This window comes from Verrucosispora sp. WMMC514, assembly GCF_027497295.1.
Taxonomy (GTDB): Bacteria; Actinomycetota; Actinomycetes; order Mycobacteriales; family Micromonosporaceae; genus Micromonospora; species Micromonospora palythoicola.
Map to the genome: position 1 here is coordinate 3,348,025 of NZ_CP114906.1, position 19,080 is coordinate 3,367,104.

The window sequence follows — 19,080 nt, forward strand, 5'->3', positions numbered from 1 at the left end:
AGCGCGGCCGGGTGCCTCGGCTCAGCAGCGCACCGCGGCCAGCAGCCCGTGGCCGACCGGCAGCAGCGCCGGAATCCAGTGCTCCGACTCGCGGATGGCCTTCACCGTCTCGCGCACCAGCACCGTCTCCGAATCGCGGGCGGCCGGGTCGCCGATCCGGCCGCCGGCCAGCGCACCGTTGAGCACCAGTACGCCGCCCGGCCGCAGCAGGCGCAACGCGGCGTCCACGCAGGCGGTGAAGCCGGTCACCTCGGCGTCGACGAAGACCAGGTCGTACGCGCCGTCGGCGAGCCGGGGCAGGACGTCCAGCGCCCGGCCGGTGATGATCCGGGTGCGGCCGGAGACGAAGCCGGCCTCGGCGAAGATGCGCCGGGCGATCCGCTGATGCTCCACCTCGACGTCGATGGTGGTGAGCACCCCGTCGGCCCGCATCCCGCGCAGCAGCCACACCCCGCTGACACCGGTGCCGGTGCCGATCTCGACCACCGCGCGGGCGTTGCCGGCGGCGGCGAGCAGGCGCAACGCGGCACCCGCGCCTGCGGTGACCGCGTCCAGGCCGACCTCGCGGGCGAGGCTGCGGGCGGTCCGCAGGACGAGGTCCTCGGTGACGTACGACTCGGCGAACTGCAGGGCCGGGTTCGTCGAACTGCCGGAACCGGCGACCGTGGCGATGGGGCACCTCCGGGCGACGAGCATGATGCGCAGGGCGGTTGGGCACTGTGACTCTAAAGGCGGCCAGCTCTGAGCGCAGCGGGGCATCCACCCGCGGTGACAACCGCTGACCCGGTGCGGCGCATCCGTGCAATCCTGGAAGCGGTGTCCGGTAGCCCGCGCCGGATCGCGGACGCGTGGACACCGGGGGACGGGAGTGGGAGGCACCGAGTGACCGACGGCTGGGACTGGCGCCAGCCCGGCGTGGGTGGAGCAGCGGCCGGGCATCCGACGGCCGGGCATCCGACGGCCGGTGGACCGGCGACACCGCAGGACGGCGGCCATGCCGGGTCGCCGTGGTGGTCCGACGCGCTCGCCGATCCGTGGCGGGATCCGCACGCACCGGCGGCGGTGGTGCTGCCCGCGGCACCGGTCGTCGGCAGCGAACCGGAACCGGTCGTCGATCCCGACGCGGCTGGCCGGCCGAGACTCCAGCAACTGCTGCTCATTCCGCTGGTGACCGCCCTGCTCGCCGGCGCGCTCGGTGGTGCGCTGGGCTACGCCTTCGCGATCCGTGGTGGTGCCGGTGCGACGGTGCTGGGCGCGGTCCCCGGTGCGGCGCCGACGCTCGCCCAACGCCCGCCGGAATCGCTGGCCGGCGTCGCCGAGCGGGTGCTGCCCAGCGTGGTCACCGTCCGGGTCGCCGGCCTGGGTGGCACCAGCGAGGGCTCAGGCTTCATCGCCAGCGCCGACGGGCATGTGATCACGAACGACCACGTGGTGGCCGGCGGCACCGGGAAGGCGTCGGTCATCTTCAACGACGGCAGCTCGGCGTCCGCGACCGTGGTGGGACAGGACGCGGAGTCCGACATCGCGGTGATCAAGGTCTCCCGCACCGGGCTGCGCCCGGTCGAATTCGGCGACTCCGACGCCCTGGCCGTCGGCGACCCGGTGCTGGCGATGGGTTCGCCGCTGTCGTTGGCGAACACGGTCACCGCGGGCATCGTCAGCGCCCTGGACCGGACGATGCACGGCGGCGAGCCGGGCGGACCGACGCGCTACTACGCCGCCATCCAGACCGACGCCGCGGTCAACCACGGCAACTCGGGCGGCCCGCTCGTCGACGCGGCGGGACGGGTCATCGGCGTCAACTCCACGATCAAGTCGTTGGTCGCCGAGGGGCAGGAGGCCGGCAACATCGGCCTCGCCTTCGCGATCCCGATCAACCAGGCGAAAAGGATCACCCAGGACATCATCGGCACCGGGAAGGCCCGTCGTACGGTGATCGGCGCTCAGGTGGGCGGGCCCGGCTCGGGCACCAACGGTGCCGGCGTACGCCTCGCGACGGTCGAGCCGTCCGGCCCGGCCGCCGGTGCGGGACTGCGCGCCGGTGACGTGATCCTGAAGCTGAACGGTCGCCCGATGACCGAGCCGACCGACCTCATCGCCCTGGTCCGCAAGTACGCGCCCGGCTCGGTGGTGACCGTCGAGTACCGCCGGGGTTCGACCAGACAGAACGCCTCGGTCACCCTCGCCGCGGACGCGAAGTGACCCGTGCACCCTCTTCTGGCAGCGGCACCGACGTGCGTACTCTGGCTGCGGTAGCCGGGGGAAAGGGGGACCGAGGGTGTTCGAGAACCTGAACGTGTGGGAGGTCGGAGCGCTGCTGCTGCTGGCGCTGCTGATCTTCGGCGACCGGCTGCCGGCGGTGATCAGTGACGGGCTGCGGATGGTGCGCAACCTACGCAACATGGCCCGCAGCGCCACCACGGACCTGAGCAAGGAACTGGGCACCGACATCCAGTTGGAGGATCTGCACCCCAAGGCGTTCATCCGCAAGCATCTGCTCAGCGAGGAGGACGAGCAGGCGATCCGGAAGCCGCTTCAGGGCGTCTACGACGGCCTCCGCGCCGATGTCACCGGTGTGCACGACGAGCTCAAGGATGTCGCGAACGCGGCCGACCCGCGCCGGTCCGGTCTGCCCCCGGCGAGCACCACCAGCCCGGTGCCGGCTCCCCGGGCGGTCAGCTACGACGACGTCACCTGACCGCCGCCACGAGAGGCGGCCTCCGCGCCTGACCGGGCGAGGTTGTACCGGCGGCTCAGCGTCCGGCCGGCTTGAGACCCAGCGGCTTGCCGAGCAGGGACTCGCGACGCAGCGCGAGCCGGTCGGCCACCTGGCCCAGCGCCTTCGACGCCGGAGAATCCGGCTCGGCGAGCACGATCGGGTTGCCCTCGTCGCCCGCCTCCCGGACCCGGGTGTCCAGCGGGACCTGACCCAGCAGCGGCACCGACGCGCCGATCGTCTGGGTCAGCGAATCCGCCACCGTCTGGCCGCCGCCGGCACCGAAGATCTCCATCCGGGAGCCGTCGGGCAGCTCCAGCCAGGACATGTTCTCGATCACACCGACCACCCGCTGGTGGGTCTGCAACGCGATCGCGCCCGCCCGCTCGGCGACCTCGGCGGCGGCGGCCTGCGGGGTGGTGACCACCAGGATCTCGGCGTTCGGCAGCAGTTGGGCCAGCGAGATCGCCACGTCGCCGGTGCCCGGGGGAAGGTCGAGCAGCAGGACGTCGAGATCACCCCAGTAGACGTCGGCGAGGAACTGCTGCAACGCGCGGTGCAGCATCGGACCCCGCCAGACCACGGCGGCGTTGCCGGCGGTGAACATCCCGATCGAGATGACCTTCACCCCGTGCGCCTGCGGCGGCATGATCATGTCTTCGACCCGGGTGGGCCGGCCGTCCGCACCGAGCATCCGCGGCACCGAGTGCCCGTAGATGTCCGCGTCCACCACGCCGACGGACAGACCCCGGGCGGCCAGTGCGGCGGCCAGGTTGACCGTCACGCTGGACTTGCCGACACCGCCCTTGCCGCTGGCCACCGCGTACACCCGGGTGCGGGAGCCGGGCTGGGCGAACGGGATCACCGGCTCCTCAGTCGCGCCGCCGCCGCGCAGCTTCGCCTGGAGCTCCTGGCGCTGCTCGGTGCTCATCACCCCGAACTCGATCTCGACGCCGCTGACCCCACTCACCGTGCCCACGGCCGCGGTGATGTCCGCCCGGAGCTTGTCCTTCAGCGGGCAACCGGCCACGGTCAGCAGCAACTCGACCCGGACCACGCCGTCCTCGCCGACCTCGGCGGAACGCACCATGCCGAGTTCGGTGATCGGCCGGCGGATCTCCGGGTCGTTGACGGTGGCCAGGGCGGCCAGGACGGCGTCGTTGACGGTGCTGACGGGAGCTGACATGCCCGTAATGCTACGTCGGCGGCAGGCCGTCACCGGTGCCGGTGACAACGGTGTGAGCGAGTCGATCAGCTCTCCGGGCGGTGGGAGGCCGCCGGGTCGTGACGACCGTCACCCGGTTGGTCGCCGTCCACCTCGTCGCGGGGCTCGTCCAGCCCGTCACCGCCGGCCCGGGCGGCCGGGTCGTCCCGGTGCCGGCGCTCCAGCCGCTGTCGCCGCTGCGCCGCCTCGTCCAACTCCTCGGCCAGCCGGGCCAGCTCGGAGCGGACGAAGTCCCGGGTGGCCACCTCGCCGAGTGCGATCCGCAGCGCGGCGATCTCCCGGGCCAGGTACTCCGTGTCGGCCTTCTGCATGGTCGCCCGGCGTCGGTCCTCCTCCATCGCCACCCGATCGCGGTCGGCCTGACGGTTCTGTGCCAGCAGGATCAGCGGCGCCGCGTACGAGGCCTGGATGGAGAGCACCAGGGTGAGGAAGGTGAAGGTGTACGGGTCGAAGCGCATTCCCGCCGGAGCGAGGGTGTTCCAGAGGAACCATGCGCTGATCACCAGCGTCATGTAGACGATGAAGTTCGCCGTGCCCATGCCACGGGCGATGCCCTCGGCCCAGCGTCCGAACGTCTCCTGGTCCACCCGGGGCAGCTTGAAGCCCCGGGGCTCCCGCGGTAGGTCGAGCCGTTCCGTGCGCCGCTGCTCAGTCATGACCACCGTCCGTCGCCGGGTCCGGAACGGCCGGGGTCGTCGCCCCGTTCGGTAGGCCACTCGACGCGCCGTCCCGGTCCCGCCAGTCCCGGGGCAGTGAGTGGTCCAGCACGTCGTCGACGGTGACGGCACCCACCAGCCGGTTGTTCCGGTCGATCACCGGCATGGCCACCAGATCGTAGGTGGCCATCCGGCGAGTGATCTCCGGCAGTGGGGTGGTCGGACGCAGCGGATCGATGTCGTTGACCACCACCCCGCCGAGCAGGTCGGCCGGGGGTTCGCGGAGCAGCCGTTGGAAGTGCACCATGCCCAGGTAGCGGCCGGTGGGGGTGGCCATCGGCGCCCGGGCCACGAAGACCTGCGCGGCCACCGCCGGGGAGAGCTGGGGCTCCCTGATCCGCGCGAGGGCCTCCGCCACCGTCGCGTCCGGGGGCAGGATGACCGGTTCGGAGGTCATCACGCTGCCGGCCGTGCCCGGCGTGTACTTGAGCAACTGCCGCACCGAATCGGCCTCGTCCGGTTCCATCAGGTCGAGCAGCACGTCCTGCTCCGGCGGCGGCAGCTCACCGAGCAGGTCGGCGGCGTCGTCCGGGTCCATCTCCTCCAGGATGTCGGCGGCCCGTTCGCGGTCCAGCGCGGCGAGGATCTCCACCTGGTCGTGCTCGGGCAGCTCGCTGAGCACGTCGGCGAGCCGTTGGTCGTCCAGGGCCGCCGCGACCTCGTTGCGCCGGGCGTCGGGCAGGTCCTGTAGCGCGTTCGCCAGGTCCGCCGGACGCATGTCCTCCAGTACGGCGAGCAGGTTGGCCGTGCCCCGGGTCTCCGCCACGCCACTGAGCCCGCGTACCTGGTTCCACTCGACCTGGTGCAGGTGGCCCCGGCGAGCCAACCGGCCCGTCTGTTCGCGGACCGCCACCCGGGTCAGCGACCACTCGCCACCACGACTGCACTCCATCGCCACGTCGACCACCGACGCGGCCCGGCCCTCCGGTGCGACCTGTACCCGGCGGTCCAGCAGTTCCTGAAGCACGAGCAACTCGTTCGGGCGTTTCTCGAACCGGCGCAGGTTCAACGTGCCGCTGCCGAGCACGATGGCGTCGGCGTCGATCGAGGTGATCCGGTTGATGGAGAGGAAGATCCGTCGACGCATCGGCATCTCGGCGACCAGACCGACGACCTCGGGCGGCCGTTGGCTCACGCGCAGCCGGGCCACCGCGTCGCGTACCCGGCCCACCTGGTCGCCGTTGGGGTCGAAGACAGCGACTCCGGAAAGTCGGGCGATGTACACCCGGGTCGGCGTGCTCACGGGCACCAGCCTAGGTGGTGTGTCGACGCCCCGGCCGACGATGCTCCAGGGGCGGCACGGCCGGGCAGTGACCCGGACATACGCCCCGAGGGCCTAGTGTTTATCAACATGTCGACCTTGGCTTACGAGATCGTGGACGTCTTCACCGACCGTCCGTACGCCGGGAACCCCCTCGCGGTGGTCTTCGGCGCCGACGGGCTGGCGACCGACCAGATGCAGGCTCTGGCGCGCGAGTTCAACCTGTCGGAGACGGTCTTCGTGCTGCCCGCCACCCAGGTCGGTGCCACCTACCGGGCGCGGATCTTCACGCCGGTCGACGAATTGCCGTTCGCCGGTCACCCGAGCGTCGGCGCTGCGGTCACCGCCGCTCGCCGAGGCCTCTTTCCGACCGGGCAGGTCAACCAGGAGTGCGGTGCCGGGGTGCTGCCGATCGAGGTGAGCGAGGGCGCCGCCGTCCTCACCGGTGGCAGCCCCACCCTCGGGCCCGAACTGGAGCCGGAGCCGCTGCTGGAGATGGTCGGGCTCGGCGCCGAGGACCACCTCGGCCCGGCGCCCCGGGTCGCCGGCTGTGGCCTGGAGTTCCCGTTCCTGCCGGTACGCCCCGACGCCCTCGCCCGGGCCCGGGTGAACCCGGTGGCGGCCGGGCGGTACGGCATCGAGCATGTCAGCGTCTTCTCCTGGAACCCCGCGACCCAAACCGCGCACGCCCGGGTCTTCGTCCCCGGTCTCGGCGTACCCGAGGACCCGGCGACCGGTTCGGCCGCGCTCGGTCTCGGAGTGTGGCTGGTCGCCAGCGGCCTGCTGCCCGGCGAGGGACGATCGTCCTACACCGTCCGGCAGGGCGTCGAGATGGGCCGACCGGCCTCGTTGGCCTGCACCGTGACCGCAGCCGGTGGCGTGGCGGTGGGCACCAGCGTCGCCGGTCAGGTGATGCCGGTGGCACGGGGGGAGATCCTCGTCCCGCCGTTCGTCGGCTGACGGCGGACGCGGACCGGCCCGGATGCGAGAGGATGCCGCGGTGACCGACGAGCCTGAGAACCACCCACTGGTCGACGAGGCGATGAAGAAGGCCTCGGTGGCCTGGGTCGCGGTGGCCGGCAACCCGCCGCTGGCCCTGTGGTGCGTACCCCTGGAGGCCGCGCTGTTCGTGGTCAGCGGCCCCGGGGAGCAGTCCGCGCCGGGCCTGGCCGAGGCGGACGAGGCCCAGGTGACGCAGCGCGGCGATCACGGTGGCCGGATCGTCACCTGGCCGGCACAGGTCAGCCGGGTGGCACCCGGCACCGAGCAGTGGGAAACGCTCGCTCCGTTGGTGGCGGCCAAACGGCTCAACGCGCCCGGACCCACCACCGAGCTCGTCGCCCGCTGGGCAGCCGGCGGCTGCGCCCTGGTGCGGCTCGCGCCGGCCGGCCAGCCGGCGCACGGCGACGAGTTACCGTCCGGCTCGCTGGCCGAGCAGCCCCGGCCGACGCCGGCGGTGCGCGCCACCCGACGGCCGTTCCGGCTGCACCGCGTCCGGCGGCGCTGACCAACCTCGTTCGCGGCGACGCCGGCCCGGGGTGGCTGCGTGCTACGCGGGTGCGCCGACCGGGCTGGGAGCCTCGTCGACCAGGTCGACGACCTGGCAGAGGGATTCCAGGGTCCGGCCGGCCCAGTCCGCGTCGAGGTTGAACACCAGATGGTCGGCGAGGTCGGGTGCGGCGAGCCGGACCGCGCTCAGGCCGGCGCGCTGCGCACCGGTCAACTCCTGGCTGCCGCCGTCGCCGACGTAGAGACAGTCGGCCGGCGGCAGGCCCAGCCGCGCACAGGCGGCCAGGTAGAGGCTCGCGTCCGGCTTGCAGCGCCCCACCTGCACCGAGAACACCCGGACGTCGAGCAACGGGGCGACCGCCAGCTCCGGCAGGAACGTCGGCAGCTCGTGGGTGCAGTCACTGATCACGCCGGTCCGTACGCCCCGCCGCCGCAGCGCCCGCAGGGTCGGCACGGCCTCGTCCCGTAACCGGGTGTCCGCGCGTACGGCCTGGTGGCGGGCAACGGCGGCGGCTCGCAATGCCTCCGCCGAAGGGTGTACGCCGACCTGTTCGCACACCCAGCGCAAGGTCCCCTCGACGGTGTCGAAGCGCCCGCTGGCGCGTTCGTAGAAGCTGCGGTCGAGCACCTCGAGAAAGGTGTCCGGCGGACAGCCGAGCAGTTCGGCGGTGCTGAGGTGACCCTCGCCACGCTGAACCGGACGGGTCAACGTGCCGAAGAAATCGAACAGCACCGCCCGGAACGTGGGCATGGAAACCGACTCCGGGCGGAAGGGAGGAGCCCTGGGTGAGGACGCGCATGATCGTAACCGAACGCTGACGGAAAGTGGTGCCCCTACGACGTGTGAAGATTGCACCTCGTGGTCACCGAACCCCATCGTCCGCCGCTCGACCTGATGACCGGCGCGGCACTCGCCGTCGCCGTCTTCGCCGTCTCGTCGTCCGCGCCGCTCATCGCGTTCGCCGCCGCGCCCGCCCTGGCGGTCGCCTTCTGGCGCAACATGCTGGCCGTCGCCGTGCTGAGTCCGTTCGCGCTGACCCGCCGACGGTCCGAGTTCCGCTTCGTCACCACTGGCGCGGGCCGCCGCGAGGGCATGTTCTGCGTCCTCTCCGGGGTGGCGCTGGCGGCGCATTTCGCCGCCTGGATGCCGAGTGCGAAGCTCACCTCGGTGGCTGCGGCAACGGCGCTGGTGGCCACCCAGCCGGTCTGGCAGGGGCTGATCGCCCGGGCGCAGGGCCGCCGGTTGCCGGTGGGTGTCTGGGCCGGCATCGGGGTGGCCGTGGTCGGGGCGGTGCTGGCGACCGGAGCCGACTTCACGGTTTCGGGCCAGGCCTTCACCGGCGATCTGCTGGCGCTGGCCGGTGGGCTGTTCGCGGCGGTGTACACGGCGCTGGGTGAGCGGGCCCGGGTCACCGTCAGCAACGCCACCTACACCACCATCTGCTACGGCGTGTGCGGCCTGATCCTGCTGGTGGTCTGTCTCGTCGGCCGGGTGCCGCTCGGCGGCTTCGACACCGGCACCTGGCTGGCCGTGCTCGCCCTGGTCGGCGGGGCACAGCTGCTCGGCCACTCGATGTTCAGCTACGCGCTGCGGCGGGTCTCGGCCACCACGGTGAGCGTGCTGATCCTGCTGGAGGCACCCGGCGCGGCGCTGATCGGCTGGGCGTGGTTGGGTCAGCTGCCCGATCCGGTGACCCTGCCCGGCCTGTCACTACTGCTGGTCGGGGTGGCCGTGGTGGTGTTGTCCAGCGCCCGCACCGCCCGGCGTGCGACACGCGTCAGCACGGCGGTGCCAGCGGACGCGGTGCCGGTCCGCGACTGAGCAGTCGTTCCCAGGTTCGCCGCGGCCCGCCTCGGCGGTCACGACGCCACCGCGACCACGGCGGCGGCCAGGACGACAACCGCGCCGGTGAACGCTGCCGCGGCGATACCTCGGCGGTCCTCCGGCAGTCGCCGGAACAGGCGGGAGACCCGCCCGAGCACGGCCAGCGGCGTGGCCGCCAGCCAGATGTCACGTTCGACCCGACCGCCGGCGAAGCTCACCACCTCGGGCAGGTGGCCGACGGCGCGCAGCAGCGGTCCGACCATGGCGCGGCTGCGCCCGCGCGCCGGAGCACCCCCGGCCGCGATCGCGGCCAGAGCCGTCCGCAGGCCCTGCTCATCGTTGGCCCAGTGGGCCCGGTACCTGATCACGCCGGTGGCGTCGAGAAGGTACGCCGAGTTGGGTTTCGGGCTCATCGCCCGGTGCAACCCGCCATCCAGGTCGTCGACGGCCACCTCGAATGCGACCCCGTGATGCTTGCGCAACTCCTCGGCATGCCGCCACTTGTCCTCGGCGGTCCGGGGCTGACCGAAACGCTCGCCCGGGTGCGCCTCGCGGGTGTTCACCAGAACGAACCGCACCCGGTCGCCGAAGTCGCGGTGCAGGGCGCGTAGCACCGGCCCGGCGCTCTCGGTGACCGGGCAGGTCCGTGAACCGAAGACCATCAGCACCGGCAGGCGACCGAGGTCGGCGTCGGTGAAGCGGCCGCCGCCCAGGGTCGGCAGGTCGAAGGCCGGCATCCGGTCACCGGGTGCCGGAGCATTCCGGTCGAACGTCAGATCGTCGAGCAGCAGGGCGGTGCGGAAGCGGGTGAACCGGTACTCCTCGCCCGCGTCGGTGGTCGACTGCCGCATGGAACCTCCTCAGTAATTGACCGATCGGTCAACTCAATGTGCATGACGAACCGGCGCTCGTCGCTGGCGAGGGTCAGCCAGGTGCCCGCAGCAGCAGCCGGATGTCGGCCTTGGCGAGCAGCACCAGGGCCGGGTCGTCGTGCGCCTTGGCCAGCAGCGCCAGCCCCTGTATCAGCGCCAGCGCACGGGTCGCGGCACTGTCGGCATCGACGTCGGCCGGCACGTCGCCACGCCCCTTCGCCTCGCTGATGGCCGTGGCGAAATAGCCCGTCCAGCCGGACAACACCCGCCCTGCCCGGGCTCGGCCGTCGTCGCCGTGACCGGCCACCTCGGCGACCAGGCCGCCGAGTGGGCAGCCGGGAGTCGCGCCGAACCTCTCCCGCATGAACGAGAGCATCCGCACGAAGCTGTCGACGAACCGGTCGATGCGCTCCAGCGGCGCTACGTCCGCGACGAAGGCCTCCTCCAGTACGGCGTGCAGCATCTCCCAGTTGCGGTCCAGCACGGCTACGCCGAGCGCCTCCTTGGATGGGAAGAAGTGGTAGAGACTCCCCTTGTGGACACCTGCCGCCTTGCAGATCTCCTCGGTGCTCACCTCGGCCAGCGAGGCGCCGTGAACCAGGTCGCGCGCCACCGCGACGATGCGCTCCCGAGTGTCCCGAGCCACGACTCACTCCTCAGACTTGACTGCTCGGTCTAATTTAAGTCGCTGTTGACCGCTCGGTCAAGTCTGGCGGCGCCGTCCCGGCCGCCGGTCACACCTCGTGTACCTCGAGCACCCGGGTCTGCGGGGCGGCCTCGCCGAGCGCCACCCGCAGCGCGATCCGCTCCGGATCGGCCAGGTACGACTCGTACCCGGCCCGGGTGTCGAACCGGATGACGTGCACCTCGGTACCCCCGTCGCCGGTGCGCAGCCGGCGTTCCAGCCGTCCGCCGTGGCGTGGCAGCAGCGCCAGCACGGTGTCCTCGTACCGTTGCCCGGCCTCGACCGCGCCGTCGGGAAGCTCCACCAGAGCGACCAGGCGCACTGCGGCGGCCGGGTCGTTCACCAGCGACTTCCAGAACTGGTGGTCGACGTGACCACCGGGGATGCCCTCCCGACGACCGGTGTCGAGGTAGCCGTGCCGGCGGTAGAAGCCCGGAGCCTGGAACGAGAACGAGGCGACCGAGATCTCGGCGCAGCCCCGCCGTCGGGCCTCCTGCTCGGCCGCCGCCAGCAGCCGACCGCCCCAGCCTTCGCCACGGCGATCCGCGCGGACCCAGACCATGTTGATCCCGGCGCAGCCGCCCCAGCTCCACCCGGTGAGCCCGGCCATCAGCTCGCCGCCCGCGTCGGTGACCCGGACGGACAGCGCCGCCTCGTCGGTGGCGCCGGTGGCCCGCTGGTTGAAACTGGTCAGCTCCGCGTCCAACCGGGCGGCCAGTTCCTCGTCCTTGCCCAGCACGTGCAGGTTGACGCCCTCCGCGACGGTCATGGCGCGGAGTATCGCAATGTTTCCCGACCGGGGCGACCCGGTTGCCCGGCCCGACGCGACCTCAGGCCGGGCGGCCCGGCCCGTCCGGGATGCCCACCGCGGCGGCGCTGGCCGCCCAGAGTCGCGCCGCGAGCCGCGCGTCGGCCGCCTTGGGCCACGGGCGGCGTGGCCGGCAGTCGAAGTAGTAACCACCGTTCGTCAACCGGGAGCCGTCCTGGTTGGCGAGCCAGACCAACGTCTGGGCGCCCTTGGCCGGGCTGCGGAACGGCAGCAGACGCATGCCCAGGGCGACCACCCGACTCTCGTTGCCGAACCGGGTCCGCACCACCCCCGGATGGAAGCAGTACGAGTCGACCTGCGGCCACCTGCGGGCCGCCTCCGCGGTGAACAGGATGTTCGCCTGCTTGCTGGTGCCGTACGCGGACATCGGGCGGTAACGGCGCAGCGGGGCGTTGAGATCGTCCGGATCGAGCGTGCCGCTGCGGTGCGCGCCGGAGGCGGTCACCACCATGCGGCGTACCCGGTCGGCCAGCAGGTTGCTGAGCAGGAAGGGCGCCAGGTGGTTGGCCTGGACGGACAGTTCGAAACCGTCGACGGTGGTGACCGGCTGGAGCACGATCGCGCCGGCGTTGTTGGCCAGCACGTCGATCCGGTCGTACCCGGCGCGCAGCCGCTCGGCCAACTGCCGGACGTCGTCGAGGGCGGCGAAATCGGCCCGGAACACCTCGGGCCGCTCCCCGGACGCCTCGCGGACCTCGTCGGCGGCGGCTCGCAGTCGGGCCGGATCCCGGCCGACCAGGACCACCCGGTCGCCCCGGCAGGCCAGCTTGATGGCGGCAGCCAGTCCGATGCCGGAGCTGGCCCCGGTTATCACGACCAGTCGGCGGTCAGTGACATCTTCCACAGGTCCATTCACCGCGGTCACGGCACGAGGTTACCGTGGCGTCACAAGCACCTCAGAGATCGTTGAGTCAGGGGCGGCGCTGTGGCCGTGCCTCGGAAGGAGCGCCGTCGATGGCGGTTGTCGGGCGTCCCCGCCGGTCCTGTCTGGCCGTGCCCGGATCGAGCGTCAAGATGCTCGGCAAGGCCCAGGGCCTGCCCGCCGACCAGGTCTTCCTCGACCTGGAGGACGCGGTCGCCCCACTGGCCAAGCCGGACGCCCGCAAGAACATCGTGGCCGCGCTGAACGAGGGTGACTGGGCCGGCAAGACCCGGGTCGTCCGGGTCAACGACCTCACCACCCCGTGGACCTACCGGGACGTCATCGACGTGGTGGAGGGCGCGGGGGCGAACCTCGACTGCGTGATGCTGCCGAAGGTGCAGGACGCGGCGCAGGTGCAGTGGCTGGACCTGACCCTCACCCAACTGGAGAAGACCCTCGGCCTGGAGGTGGGCCGGATCGGCATCGAGGCGCAGATCGAGAACGCCGCCGGCCTGGTCAACGTCGACGCCATCGCCGCCGCGTCGCCCCGCGTCGAGACGATCATCTTCGGTCCGGCCGACTTCATGGCCTCGATCAACATGAGGTCGCTGGTGGTCGGCGCCCTCATCCCCGACTACCCGGGCGACCCTTACCACTACATCCTGATGCGCATCCTGATGGCCGCCCGGATGCACGACAAGCAGGCCATCGACGGCCCGTTCCTGCAGATCCGGGACACCGACGGGTTCCGCGAGGTGGCCAAGCGGTCGGCGGCCCTCGGCTTCGACGGCAAGTGGGTACTGCATCCCGGGCAGATCGACGCCGCGAACGAGGTCTACTCGCCGGCCCAGGCCGACTACGACCACGCCGAACTGATCCTCGACGCCTACCAGCACTACACCTCGGAGGCCGGTGGCCGGCTGGGTGCGGTGATGCTCGGCGACGAGATGATCGACGAGGCGTCCCGCAAGATGGCGCTGGTGATCGCCGCCAAGGGTCGGGCCGCCGGCCTGACCCGCACCTCGACGTTCAACCCGCCGGCCGAGTAACCGCGGCGATCACCCGGTGCCCGCCCCGACCTCGGCCGGGGCGGGCGTACACCGGTCAGGTGGTGGAGGACGAGTTCGCGATGGCGAAGGCGATCGCGATGGCGTAACCGATGATCACCAGTGCGAGCAGGCCGGTGAGGATCCAACCGACGATGATGGCGGCCTTGGCCATCCCCTCGCCGCTCTCGCCGGTTTCCCGGATCTGGCGCATGGCCACGTGCCCCATGATGGCGCCGACCGGGGCGGTGATGCACGAGCCGATTCCGATCAGGGAGAGGACCAGGGCGACGATCGCCAGCGAGTTCGTCTTCTGCTGCGGATAGCCGTACCCGGGCTGGGGGTAGCCGTAGCCGGGCGGGGGCGGCGGCGGGTAACCGGCGGGCTGGGCCGGCGGGTAACCGGCCGGCGGATACGGCGCGGCGGCCGGGTCAGACTTCATCCCGGCGTACGGGTCGGCCGGCGGCTGATACGGATCGTATCCGGACGGCTGCGGTGGAACGGCCGGCTGCGAGCTGACCGGCAGCGTCGGGTCGGCGGGCGGGCTGGACGGCTGGCCGGTCGAGGCGGGGTCGGGCCAGCCGCCGGCCGGCGGGGGTTGCGTCATCGGGCTTCTCTTCCGTCGCGATGATGTGGCGCAGTCAGGGTAGTCATTGCCGCGCACCTCGCGACGCGCCCGGCAGCGGGTGCGCGTTGCCCGACAGTGGCGGGAAAGGGCAGGATCTCGGCATGGGGATTGACGCGCGCGCGGCGGACCGTTCCGGCAACAGACCGAGACGGGACGTCAGCCGGCCGGGCATGAGCCGGCGACCACGGTCCGCCGCGGCACCGGAGCCCGGCGACCAGGACGCACCGGCGCCACTGCCCGAGCCGGTGACCATGCGGTTGGACGGCAAGGTCGCGCTGGTGACGGGGGCGGGCAGCCCGGACGGCATCGGGTACGCCACCGCTCGCCGACTGTCCGACCTGGGCGCCCGGGTGGCGATCGTGTCGACCACCCGGCGCATCCACGAGCGGGCCGGCGAACTCGGGGTGACCGGTTTCGTCGCCGACCTCACCGACGAGTCGGAGGTGGGCGCGCTGGCCGACGCCGTGGCCGAGCAACTCGGCGACGTCGAGGTGCTGGTCAACAACGCGGGTCTGGCCAGCCGGGCCAGCCCGGAGGTGCTGCGCCCGGTGGCGCAGCTCAGCTACGACGAGTGGCGGGGCGAGATCGACCGGAACCTGACCACCGCCTTCCTGTGCAGCCGGGCCTTCATCGGCGGCATGGCCGAGCGCGGTTGGGGTCGGATCGTCAATCTGGCCGCCACCGCCGGTCCGGTCAACGCGCTGCCCACCGAGGCGGCGTACGCGGCGGCCAAGGCGGGCGTGGTGGGCCTGACCCGGGCGCTGGCCATGGAGATGATCGCCGACGGCGTGACGGTCAACGCGGTGGCTCCGGGCACCATCTACACTGCGGCCTCGACCATGGCCGAGATCAAGCAGGGTCTGGGTACGCCGGTGGGGCGGCCCGGCACGCCCGACGAGGTGGCCGCGGCGATCACCTTCCTCTGCTCGCCGGCCGCGTCGTACATCACCGGCCAGATGTTGGTGGTCGACGGCGGCAACAGCGTGCGCGAGGCCCAGTTCCGCTGAACGGGCTCAGGTGCTGGTGCCGTCGGAGCCGGCCCAGATCGCCAGGGCCAGCCAGCCGCAGCAGGCCAGCAGGAAGAGGCCGGTGAAGATGTAGCTGAGGATCAGGCCCCACGTCGCGAGCTGCTCGCCGTCCTCGCCGCTGGTGCGCAGTTGCCGCTTGGCCAGGTGACCGAGGGCGATGCCGGCGGGCGCGAAGACGAAGGCGAAGACCAGCGAGAGGATGGCCAGCACGTTGGTGCCGCGTCCGCCGCCCGGGCCGGCCGGTGGTCCGTACTGCCCGTAGGGCACCTGTGGGGCGTACGGGGGTTGCTGAGCCCACTGCTGGCCGTGCGGCTGCTGGCCCGGATGCTCGTACGACGGCTGCCCGTACGCCGGCTGTTCGCCCTGCTGTCCGTACGGTTGGCCGTACTGCGGCTGCTGCCCGCCCGGTGGTGGCTCGTAGGGCGACGGTGGCTGGTCCGGCTCCGGTGGTTGGCCCACGCTCTCCTCCTACGGTCCCAACGTCCCTGGTGGGCGGGCCCCTCACTGCGGAACGCTACCCGCAGCGGTGAACCTTTTCACAGTGGTTGGGGGCACTGGTCGCCTTGGCCCCCCGGGTCGGGCGACCGATACTGATCGAGCGTTTAGTTACCAGTGAGTAGGCGCTGAGTTTCCGGAGGCTGAGATGGCTCGACTCGCCCAGACGCCCGGCCTGACCGACGAGCAGCGGGCGATCCTGCAGACCGTCCGGGAGTTCGCGGACAAGGAGATCATTCCGCACGCGCAGCGCCTGGAGCACGCCGACGAGTACCCGGCCGACATCCTCGACGGGATGAAGGAGATGGGCCTGTTCGGGCTCACCATCGCCGAGGAGCACGGCGGTCTCGGTGAGTCCCTGCTGACCTACGCCCTGGTGGTGGAGGAACTCTCCCGGGGCTGGATGTCGATCTCCGGCATCGTGAACACGCACTTCATCGTGGCGTACCTGATCTCTCAGCACGGCTCCGCCGAACAGCGGGCCCGGCTGCTGCCGAGGATGGCCACCGGCGAGATCCGCGGCGCCTTCTCGATGTCGGAACCGGAGTGCGGCTCCGACGTCTCGGCGATCAAGTCGAAGGCCGTCCGCGACGGTGACCGCTTCGTCATCAACGGCCAGAAGATGTGGCTGACCAACGGCGCGTACTCGTCGGTGGTGGCCACCCTGGTCCGCACCGAGACCGGCGCCGACTCGGTCTACGGCAACATGAGCACCTTCCTGCTGGAGAAGGAACCCGGCTTCGGTGAGACCGCCCCGGGCCTGACCATCCCCGGCAAGATCGACAAGATGGGCTACAAGGGCGTCGAGACCACCGAGATGGTGCTCGACGGCGTCACCGTTCCCGACAGCGCCGTCCTCGGCGGGGCCGACCAGGTGGGTCGGGGTTTCTACCAGATGATGGACGGCATCGAGGTCGGTCGGGTCAACGTCGCCGCCCGCGCCTGCGGCATCTCCATCCGGGCCTTCGAGCTGGCCGTCGCGTACGCCCAGCAGCGCCGGACCTTCGGCCAGCCGCTGGCGAAGCACCAGGCCATCGCCTTCAAGCTGGCCGAGATGGGCACGAAGATCGAGGCGGCGCACGCGCTGATGGTCAACGCGGCCCGGCTCAAGGACGCCGGCCAGCGCAACGACGTCGAGGCGGGGATGGCGAAGCTGCTGGCCTCGGAGTACTGCGCCGAGGTCGTCCAGGAGGCGTTCCGCATCCACGGTGGCTACGGCTACTCCAAGGAGTACGAGATCGAGCGGCTGATGCGGGAGGCGCCGTTCCTGCTGATCGGCGAGGGCACTTCGGAGATCCAGAAGACCATCATCTCCCGCGGCCTGCTCCGCGACTACAAGCTCTGAGCGGTCAGCTCCGGCGGGTCAGCCCGGCGGCGGCCCGCTCCACGATCAGGCAGCGGTCCTCGACGTAGTCGATGCCGGCCTCCTCGGCGATCCGCCGAGCCTGCGGCGACACGATGCCGAGCTGCAACCACACCGCCGGGGCGCCGATCGTCACCGCCTGCCGCACCACGTCCACGGCGTCGTCGGCCGGTCGGAACACGTCGACCAGGTCGACCGGGTGGGGGATGTCGGCCAGGGACCGGTACACCGGCTCGCCGAACAGTTCGTCGGCGGTCGGGTTGACCGGGATGATGCGCCAGCCGTGCCGCTGCATCTCCAGCGGTACGCGGTGGGCGGCCTTGAACGGATCGCGGGACGCGCCCACGACGGCGATCACCTGGGCGTCGGCGAGGATCTGCTGGGCGGTACGCACCCGCCGACTGTAGCCGCGTCGCATTCGGCGCGCGCTCACAGCAGGGTCAGCTGCTCAGGTGCCGGTGCCGGCTGCGGCGCGTCACGGTGCTCGCCGGCCCTGGGACGGGTCAGTCCGTGCCGGCGGGCGGCGATGCGGACCCGGGCGGTCAGCTCCCGCTGATAGGACTGCGGCGCGTACGCGCCCGCGCCGAACAGCTCCCGGTAGCGCGGCACCAGCCGGGGGTGCTCCCGCCCGAGCCAGCGCGCGTACCACTCGCGGGCGCCGGGGCGCAGGTGCAGTGGTAGCGGCGTAACGCTGGCGGCACCGGCGTTGGCGATCGCCGCCACGGTGGCCTCGATCGATTCGTCCGAGTCGGAGAGGCCGGGCAGGATCGGCGCCATCAGCACGCCCACCTCGAAGCCGGCGTCGGCGAACCGGCGTACCGCGTCGAGCCGGCGGCGCGGGCTCGGCGTGCCGGGCTCGACCGAGCGCCACAGCCGCTCGTCGAGGAAGCCGACCGAGAAGGCGACGGACACCCGGGTGACCTCGGCCGCCTGTCGCAGCAGCGGCAGATCACGCTGGATCAGCGTGCCCTTGGTCAGGATCGAGAACGGGTTGGCGAAGTCGCGCAGCGCCTCGATGATCGGCGGCATGAGCCGGTAACGCCCCTCAGCCCGCTGGTAGCAGTCGACGTTCGTGCCCATCGCCACGTGCGCCCCGCGCCAGCGCGGCGCGGCCAGTTCGCGACGCAGCAACTCGCCCGCGTTGACCTTGACGACCACTCGGCTGTCGAAGTCCGCCCCCGCGTCGAAGTCAAGGTACGTGTGGGTATTTCGGGCAAAGCAGTAAAAACATGCATGACTGCAGCCCCGGTACGGGTTGACGGTCCACTCGAACGGGACGCGGGAGGTGCCCGGGACCTTGTTGAGGATCGACTTGGCGCGCACCTCGTAGAAGGTCATCCCGGCGAAGTCGGGAGTGTCGAAGGTGCGGACGACCGCATCGGGCAGCGCCAGCGGCAGGGGTGGCGTCGCTGGCGCTGCCCGTCCGGGACTTTCCTCGACCGGGGGAGCGGTCAGGTTCTCCCAGCGCATGGCCAGTATTCGAACACATGTCCTAGTAGTGTGCAAGTGACTCGCCGGACACCCGGGTGTGGGTGGGCCGACGCTGGGGGGAGGATGAAGGCATGTCGACCTTCGTCTACGACGGGGACTGCGCCTTCTGCACCCGCTGCGCGGAGTTCATCGAGCGCCGGATTCCCACCGACGCCCGCGTGGTGCCCTGGCAGTTCGCCGATCTCGACCGGCTCGGCCTGACCGAGGCGCAGTGCGAGGAGGCGGTGCAGTGGGTCGGCTCGGACGGCAGCCGGGCCGCCGGCCCGGACGCCATCGCGGCGCTGCTGGCCAGCAGCGGCCGTGGGTGGCGGCTCGCCGGGGCCGGGCTACGGATCCCACCGGTACGCGCCGTCGCCTGGCCCGTGTACCGCTGGGTGGCCCGCAACCGGCACCGGATGCCCGGCGGTACGGCCGCCTGCTCGCTGCCCCAGGAGACCCGGGACCGCCTCTACGGCCCCTCCGGCGGCTGACACCTCGCCAGGACGGACCGCCCGCCTGTTCCGTGCGTTACCGCTCGCGCGCCGAGCAC

22 protein-coding genes are annotated in these 19,080 nt (G+C 71.9%); 9 read left to right on the forward strand and 13 right to left on the reverse strand.

The window, feature by feature from the left end:
* Window positions 1-21: 21 nt before the first annotated feature.
* Complete coding sequence (locus O7597_RS15655) at window positions 22-696, reverse strand: O-methyltransferase (RefSeq protein WP_269739964.1); 675 nt, start codon at window positions 694-696, stop codon at window positions 22-24.
* Between the two features lie 186 nt (window positions 697-882).
* On the opposite strand from O7597_RS15655, the gene O7597_RS15660 reads away from it, so the two are divergent.
* Together O7597_RS15660 and O7597_RS15665 are read left to right on the forward strand one after the other, a co-directional pair.
* Window positions 883-2,202: a trypsin-like peptidase domain-containing protein gene (locus tag O7597_RS15660; protein WP_281583134.1), complete on the forward strand. Its 1,320-nt coding sequence runs from the start codon at window positions 883-885 to the stop codon at window positions 2,200-2,202.
* A 76-nt stretch (window positions 2,203-2,278) separates the two neighbouring features.
* Window positions 2,279-2,698 carry a preprotein translocase subunit TatB gene (locus O7597_RS15665; RefSeq protein WP_269739962.1) on the forward strand — a complete coding sequence of 140 codons (420 nt, stop codon included), beginning with the start codon at window positions 2,279-2,281 and terminating at the stop codon, window positions 2,696-2,698.
* A 55-nt stretch (window positions 2,699-2,753) separates the two neighbouring features.
* Here O7597_RS15665 and O7597_RS15670 read toward each other — a convergent pair whose 3' ends face one another.
* The 3 genes from O7597_RS15670 to O7597_RS15680 form a co-directional block, all read right to left on the reverse strand.
* Window positions 2,754-3,902: an Mrp/NBP35 family ATP-binding protein gene (locus O7597_RS15670; RefSeq protein WP_269739961.1), complete on the reverse strand. Its 1,149-nt coding sequence runs from the start codon at window positions 3,900-3,902 to the stop codon at window positions 2,754-2,756.
* Between the two features lie 65 nt (window positions 3,903-3,967).
* A complete protein-coding gene (locus O7597_RS15675; protein ID WP_269739960.1) occupies window positions 3,968-4,597 on the reverse strand; it encodes a DUF1003 domain-containing protein in 630 nt (209 codons plus the stop codon).
* The gene (locus O7597_RS15680) at window positions 4,590-5,900 is read right to left on the reverse strand and encodes a CBS domain-containing protein (RefSeq protein WP_269739958.1); all 1,311 of its coding nucleotides are present in this window, start codon (window positions 5,898-5,900) and stop codon (window positions 4,590-4,592) included. The genes O7597_RS15675 and O7597_RS15680 overlap by 8 nt, the downstream gene beginning before the upstream one ends.
* Window positions 5,901-6,008: 108 nt before the next feature.
* Here O7597_RS15680 and O7597_RS15685 point away from each other — a divergent pair, with 108 nt between their 5' ends.
* The gene (locus O7597_RS15685; RefSeq protein WP_281583135.1) at window positions 6,009-6,878 is read left to right on the forward strand and encodes a PhzF family phenazine biosynthesis protein; all 870 of its coding nucleotides are present in this window, start codon (window positions 6,009-6,011) and stop codon (window positions 6,876-6,878) included.
* A gap of 22 nt (window positions 6,879-6,900) precedes the next feature.
* Window positions 6,901-7,425: a hypothetical protein gene (locus O7597_RS15690; RefSeq protein WP_269739955.1), complete on the forward strand. Its 525-nt coding sequence runs from the start codon at window positions 6,901-6,903 to the stop codon at window positions 7,423-7,425.
* Window positions 7,426-7,467: 42 nt separating this feature from the next.
* Here O7597_RS15690 and O7597_RS15695 read toward each other — a convergent pair whose 3' ends face one another.
* Complete coding sequence (locus O7597_RS15695; RefSeq protein WP_269739954.1) at window positions 7,468-8,178, reverse strand: HAD-IA family hydrolase; 711 nt, start codon at window positions 8,176-8,178, stop codon at window positions 7,468-7,470.
* A 144-nt stretch (window positions 8,179-8,322) separates the two neighbouring features.
* Between O7597_RS15695 and O7597_RS15700 the strand changes: the two genes are divergently transcribed.
* Window positions 8,323-9,249 (forward strand): DMT family transporter, encoded by a 927-nt coding sequence (locus O7597_RS15700; RefSeq protein ID WP_281583259.1) that lies wholly within the window; start codon window positions 8,323-8,325, stop codon window positions 9,247-9,249.
* A 38-nt stretch (window positions 9,250-9,287) separates the two neighbouring features.
* On the opposite strand, the gene O7597_RS15705 is transcribed toward O7597_RS15700, so the two are convergent.
* From O7597_RS15705 to O7597_RS15720, 4 genes are all read right to left on the reverse strand, one after another.
* Entirely contained in the window at window positions 9,288-10,103 is an 816-nt protein-coding gene (locus tag O7597_RS15705; protein ID WP_281583136.1) for a hypothetical protein, read from the reverse strand.
* A gap of 73 nt (window positions 10,104-10,176) precedes the next feature.
* Window positions 10,177-10,770, reverse strand: a complete 594-nt coding sequence (locus O7597_RS15710; RefSeq protein ID WP_281583137.1) for a TetR/AcrR family transcriptional regulator — start codon at window positions 10,768-10,770, stop codon at window positions 10,177-10,179.
* An 88-nt stretch (window positions 10,771-10,858) separates the two neighbouring features.
* Window positions 10,859-11,578, reverse strand: a complete 720-nt coding sequence (locus O7597_RS15715; protein WP_269739951.1) for a GNAT family N-acetyltransferase — start codon at window positions 11,576-11,578, stop codon at window positions 10,859-10,861.
* Window positions 11,579-11,639: 61 nt separating this feature from the next.
* Complete coding sequence (locus tag O7597_RS15720) at window positions 11,640-12,482, reverse strand: SDR family NAD(P)-dependent oxidoreductase (RefSeq protein WP_281583260.1); 843 nt, start codon at window positions 12,480-12,482, stop codon at window positions 11,640-11,642.
* 110 nt (window positions 12,483-12,592) lie between these two features.
* Between O7597_RS15720 and O7597_RS15725 the strand changes: the two genes are divergently transcribed.
* Entirely contained in the window at window positions 12,593-13,549 is a 957-nt protein-coding gene (locus O7597_RS15725) for a CoA ester lyase (RefSeq protein WP_269739950.1), read from the forward strand.
* A gap of 55 nt (window positions 13,550-13,604) precedes the next feature.
* On the opposite strand, the gene O7597_RS15730 is transcribed toward O7597_RS15725, so the two are convergent.
* Window positions 13,605-14,153, reverse strand: a complete 549-nt coding sequence (locus O7597_RS15730; RefSeq protein WP_269739949.1) for a DUF4190 domain-containing protein — start codon at window positions 14,151-14,153, stop codon at window positions 13,605-13,607.
* A gap of 191 nt (window positions 14,154-14,344) precedes the next feature.
* On the opposite strand from O7597_RS15730, the gene O7597_RS15735 reads away from it, so the two are divergent.
* The gene (locus O7597_RS15735) at window positions 14,345-15,181 is read left to right on the forward strand and encodes an SDR family NAD(P)-dependent oxidoreductase (RefSeq protein ID WP_269742654.1); all 837 of its coding nucleotides are present in this window, start codon (window positions 14,345-14,347) and stop codon (window positions 15,179-15,181) included.
* A 6-nt stretch (window positions 15,182-15,187) separates the two neighbouring features.
* Here O7597_RS15735 and O7597_RS15740 read toward each other — a convergent pair whose 3' ends face one another.
* Window positions 15,188-15,661 carry a DUF4190 domain-containing protein gene (locus tag O7597_RS15740; RefSeq protein ID WP_281583138.1) on the reverse strand — a complete coding sequence of 158 codons (474 nt, stop codon included), beginning with the start codon at window positions 15,659-15,661 and terminating at the stop codon, window positions 15,188-15,190.
* Between the two features lie 184 nt (window positions 15,662-15,845).
* On the opposite strand from O7597_RS15740, the gene O7597_RS15745 reads away from it, so the two are divergent.
* Window positions 15,846-17,042 carry an acyl-CoA dehydrogenase family protein gene (locus tag O7597_RS15745; RefSeq protein ID WP_281583139.1) on the forward strand — a complete coding sequence of 399 codons (1,197 nt, stop codon included), beginning with the start codon at window positions 15,846-15,848 and terminating at the stop codon, window positions 17,040-17,042.
* Between the two features lie 4 nt (window positions 17,043-17,046).
* Here O7597_RS15745 and O7597_RS15750 read toward each other — a convergent pair whose 3' ends face one another.
* Both O7597_RS15750 and O7597_RS15755 read right to left on the reverse strand, forming a co-directional pair.
* Complete coding sequence (locus tag O7597_RS15750) at window positions 17,047-17,454, reverse strand: CoA-binding protein (RefSeq protein ID WP_281583140.1); 408 nt, start codon at window positions 17,452-17,454, stop codon at window positions 17,047-17,049.
* Between the two features lie 35 nt (window positions 17,455-17,489).
* A complete protein-coding gene (locus O7597_RS15755; protein WP_281583141.1) occupies window positions 17,490-18,530 on the reverse strand; it encodes an Rv2578c family radical SAM protein in 1,041 nt (346 codons plus the stop codon).
* A 92-nt stretch (window positions 18,531-18,622) separates the two neighbouring features.
* On the opposite strand from O7597_RS15755, the gene O7597_RS15760 reads away from it, so the two are divergent.
* On the forward strand, window positions 18,623-19,021 hold the full coding sequence (locus O7597_RS15760; protein WP_269739944.1) for a DUF393 domain-containing protein: 399 nt from the start codon (window positions 18,623-18,625) through the stop codon (window positions 19,019-19,021).
* The last annotated feature ends 59 nt before the right edge of the window (window positions 19,022-19,080 follow it).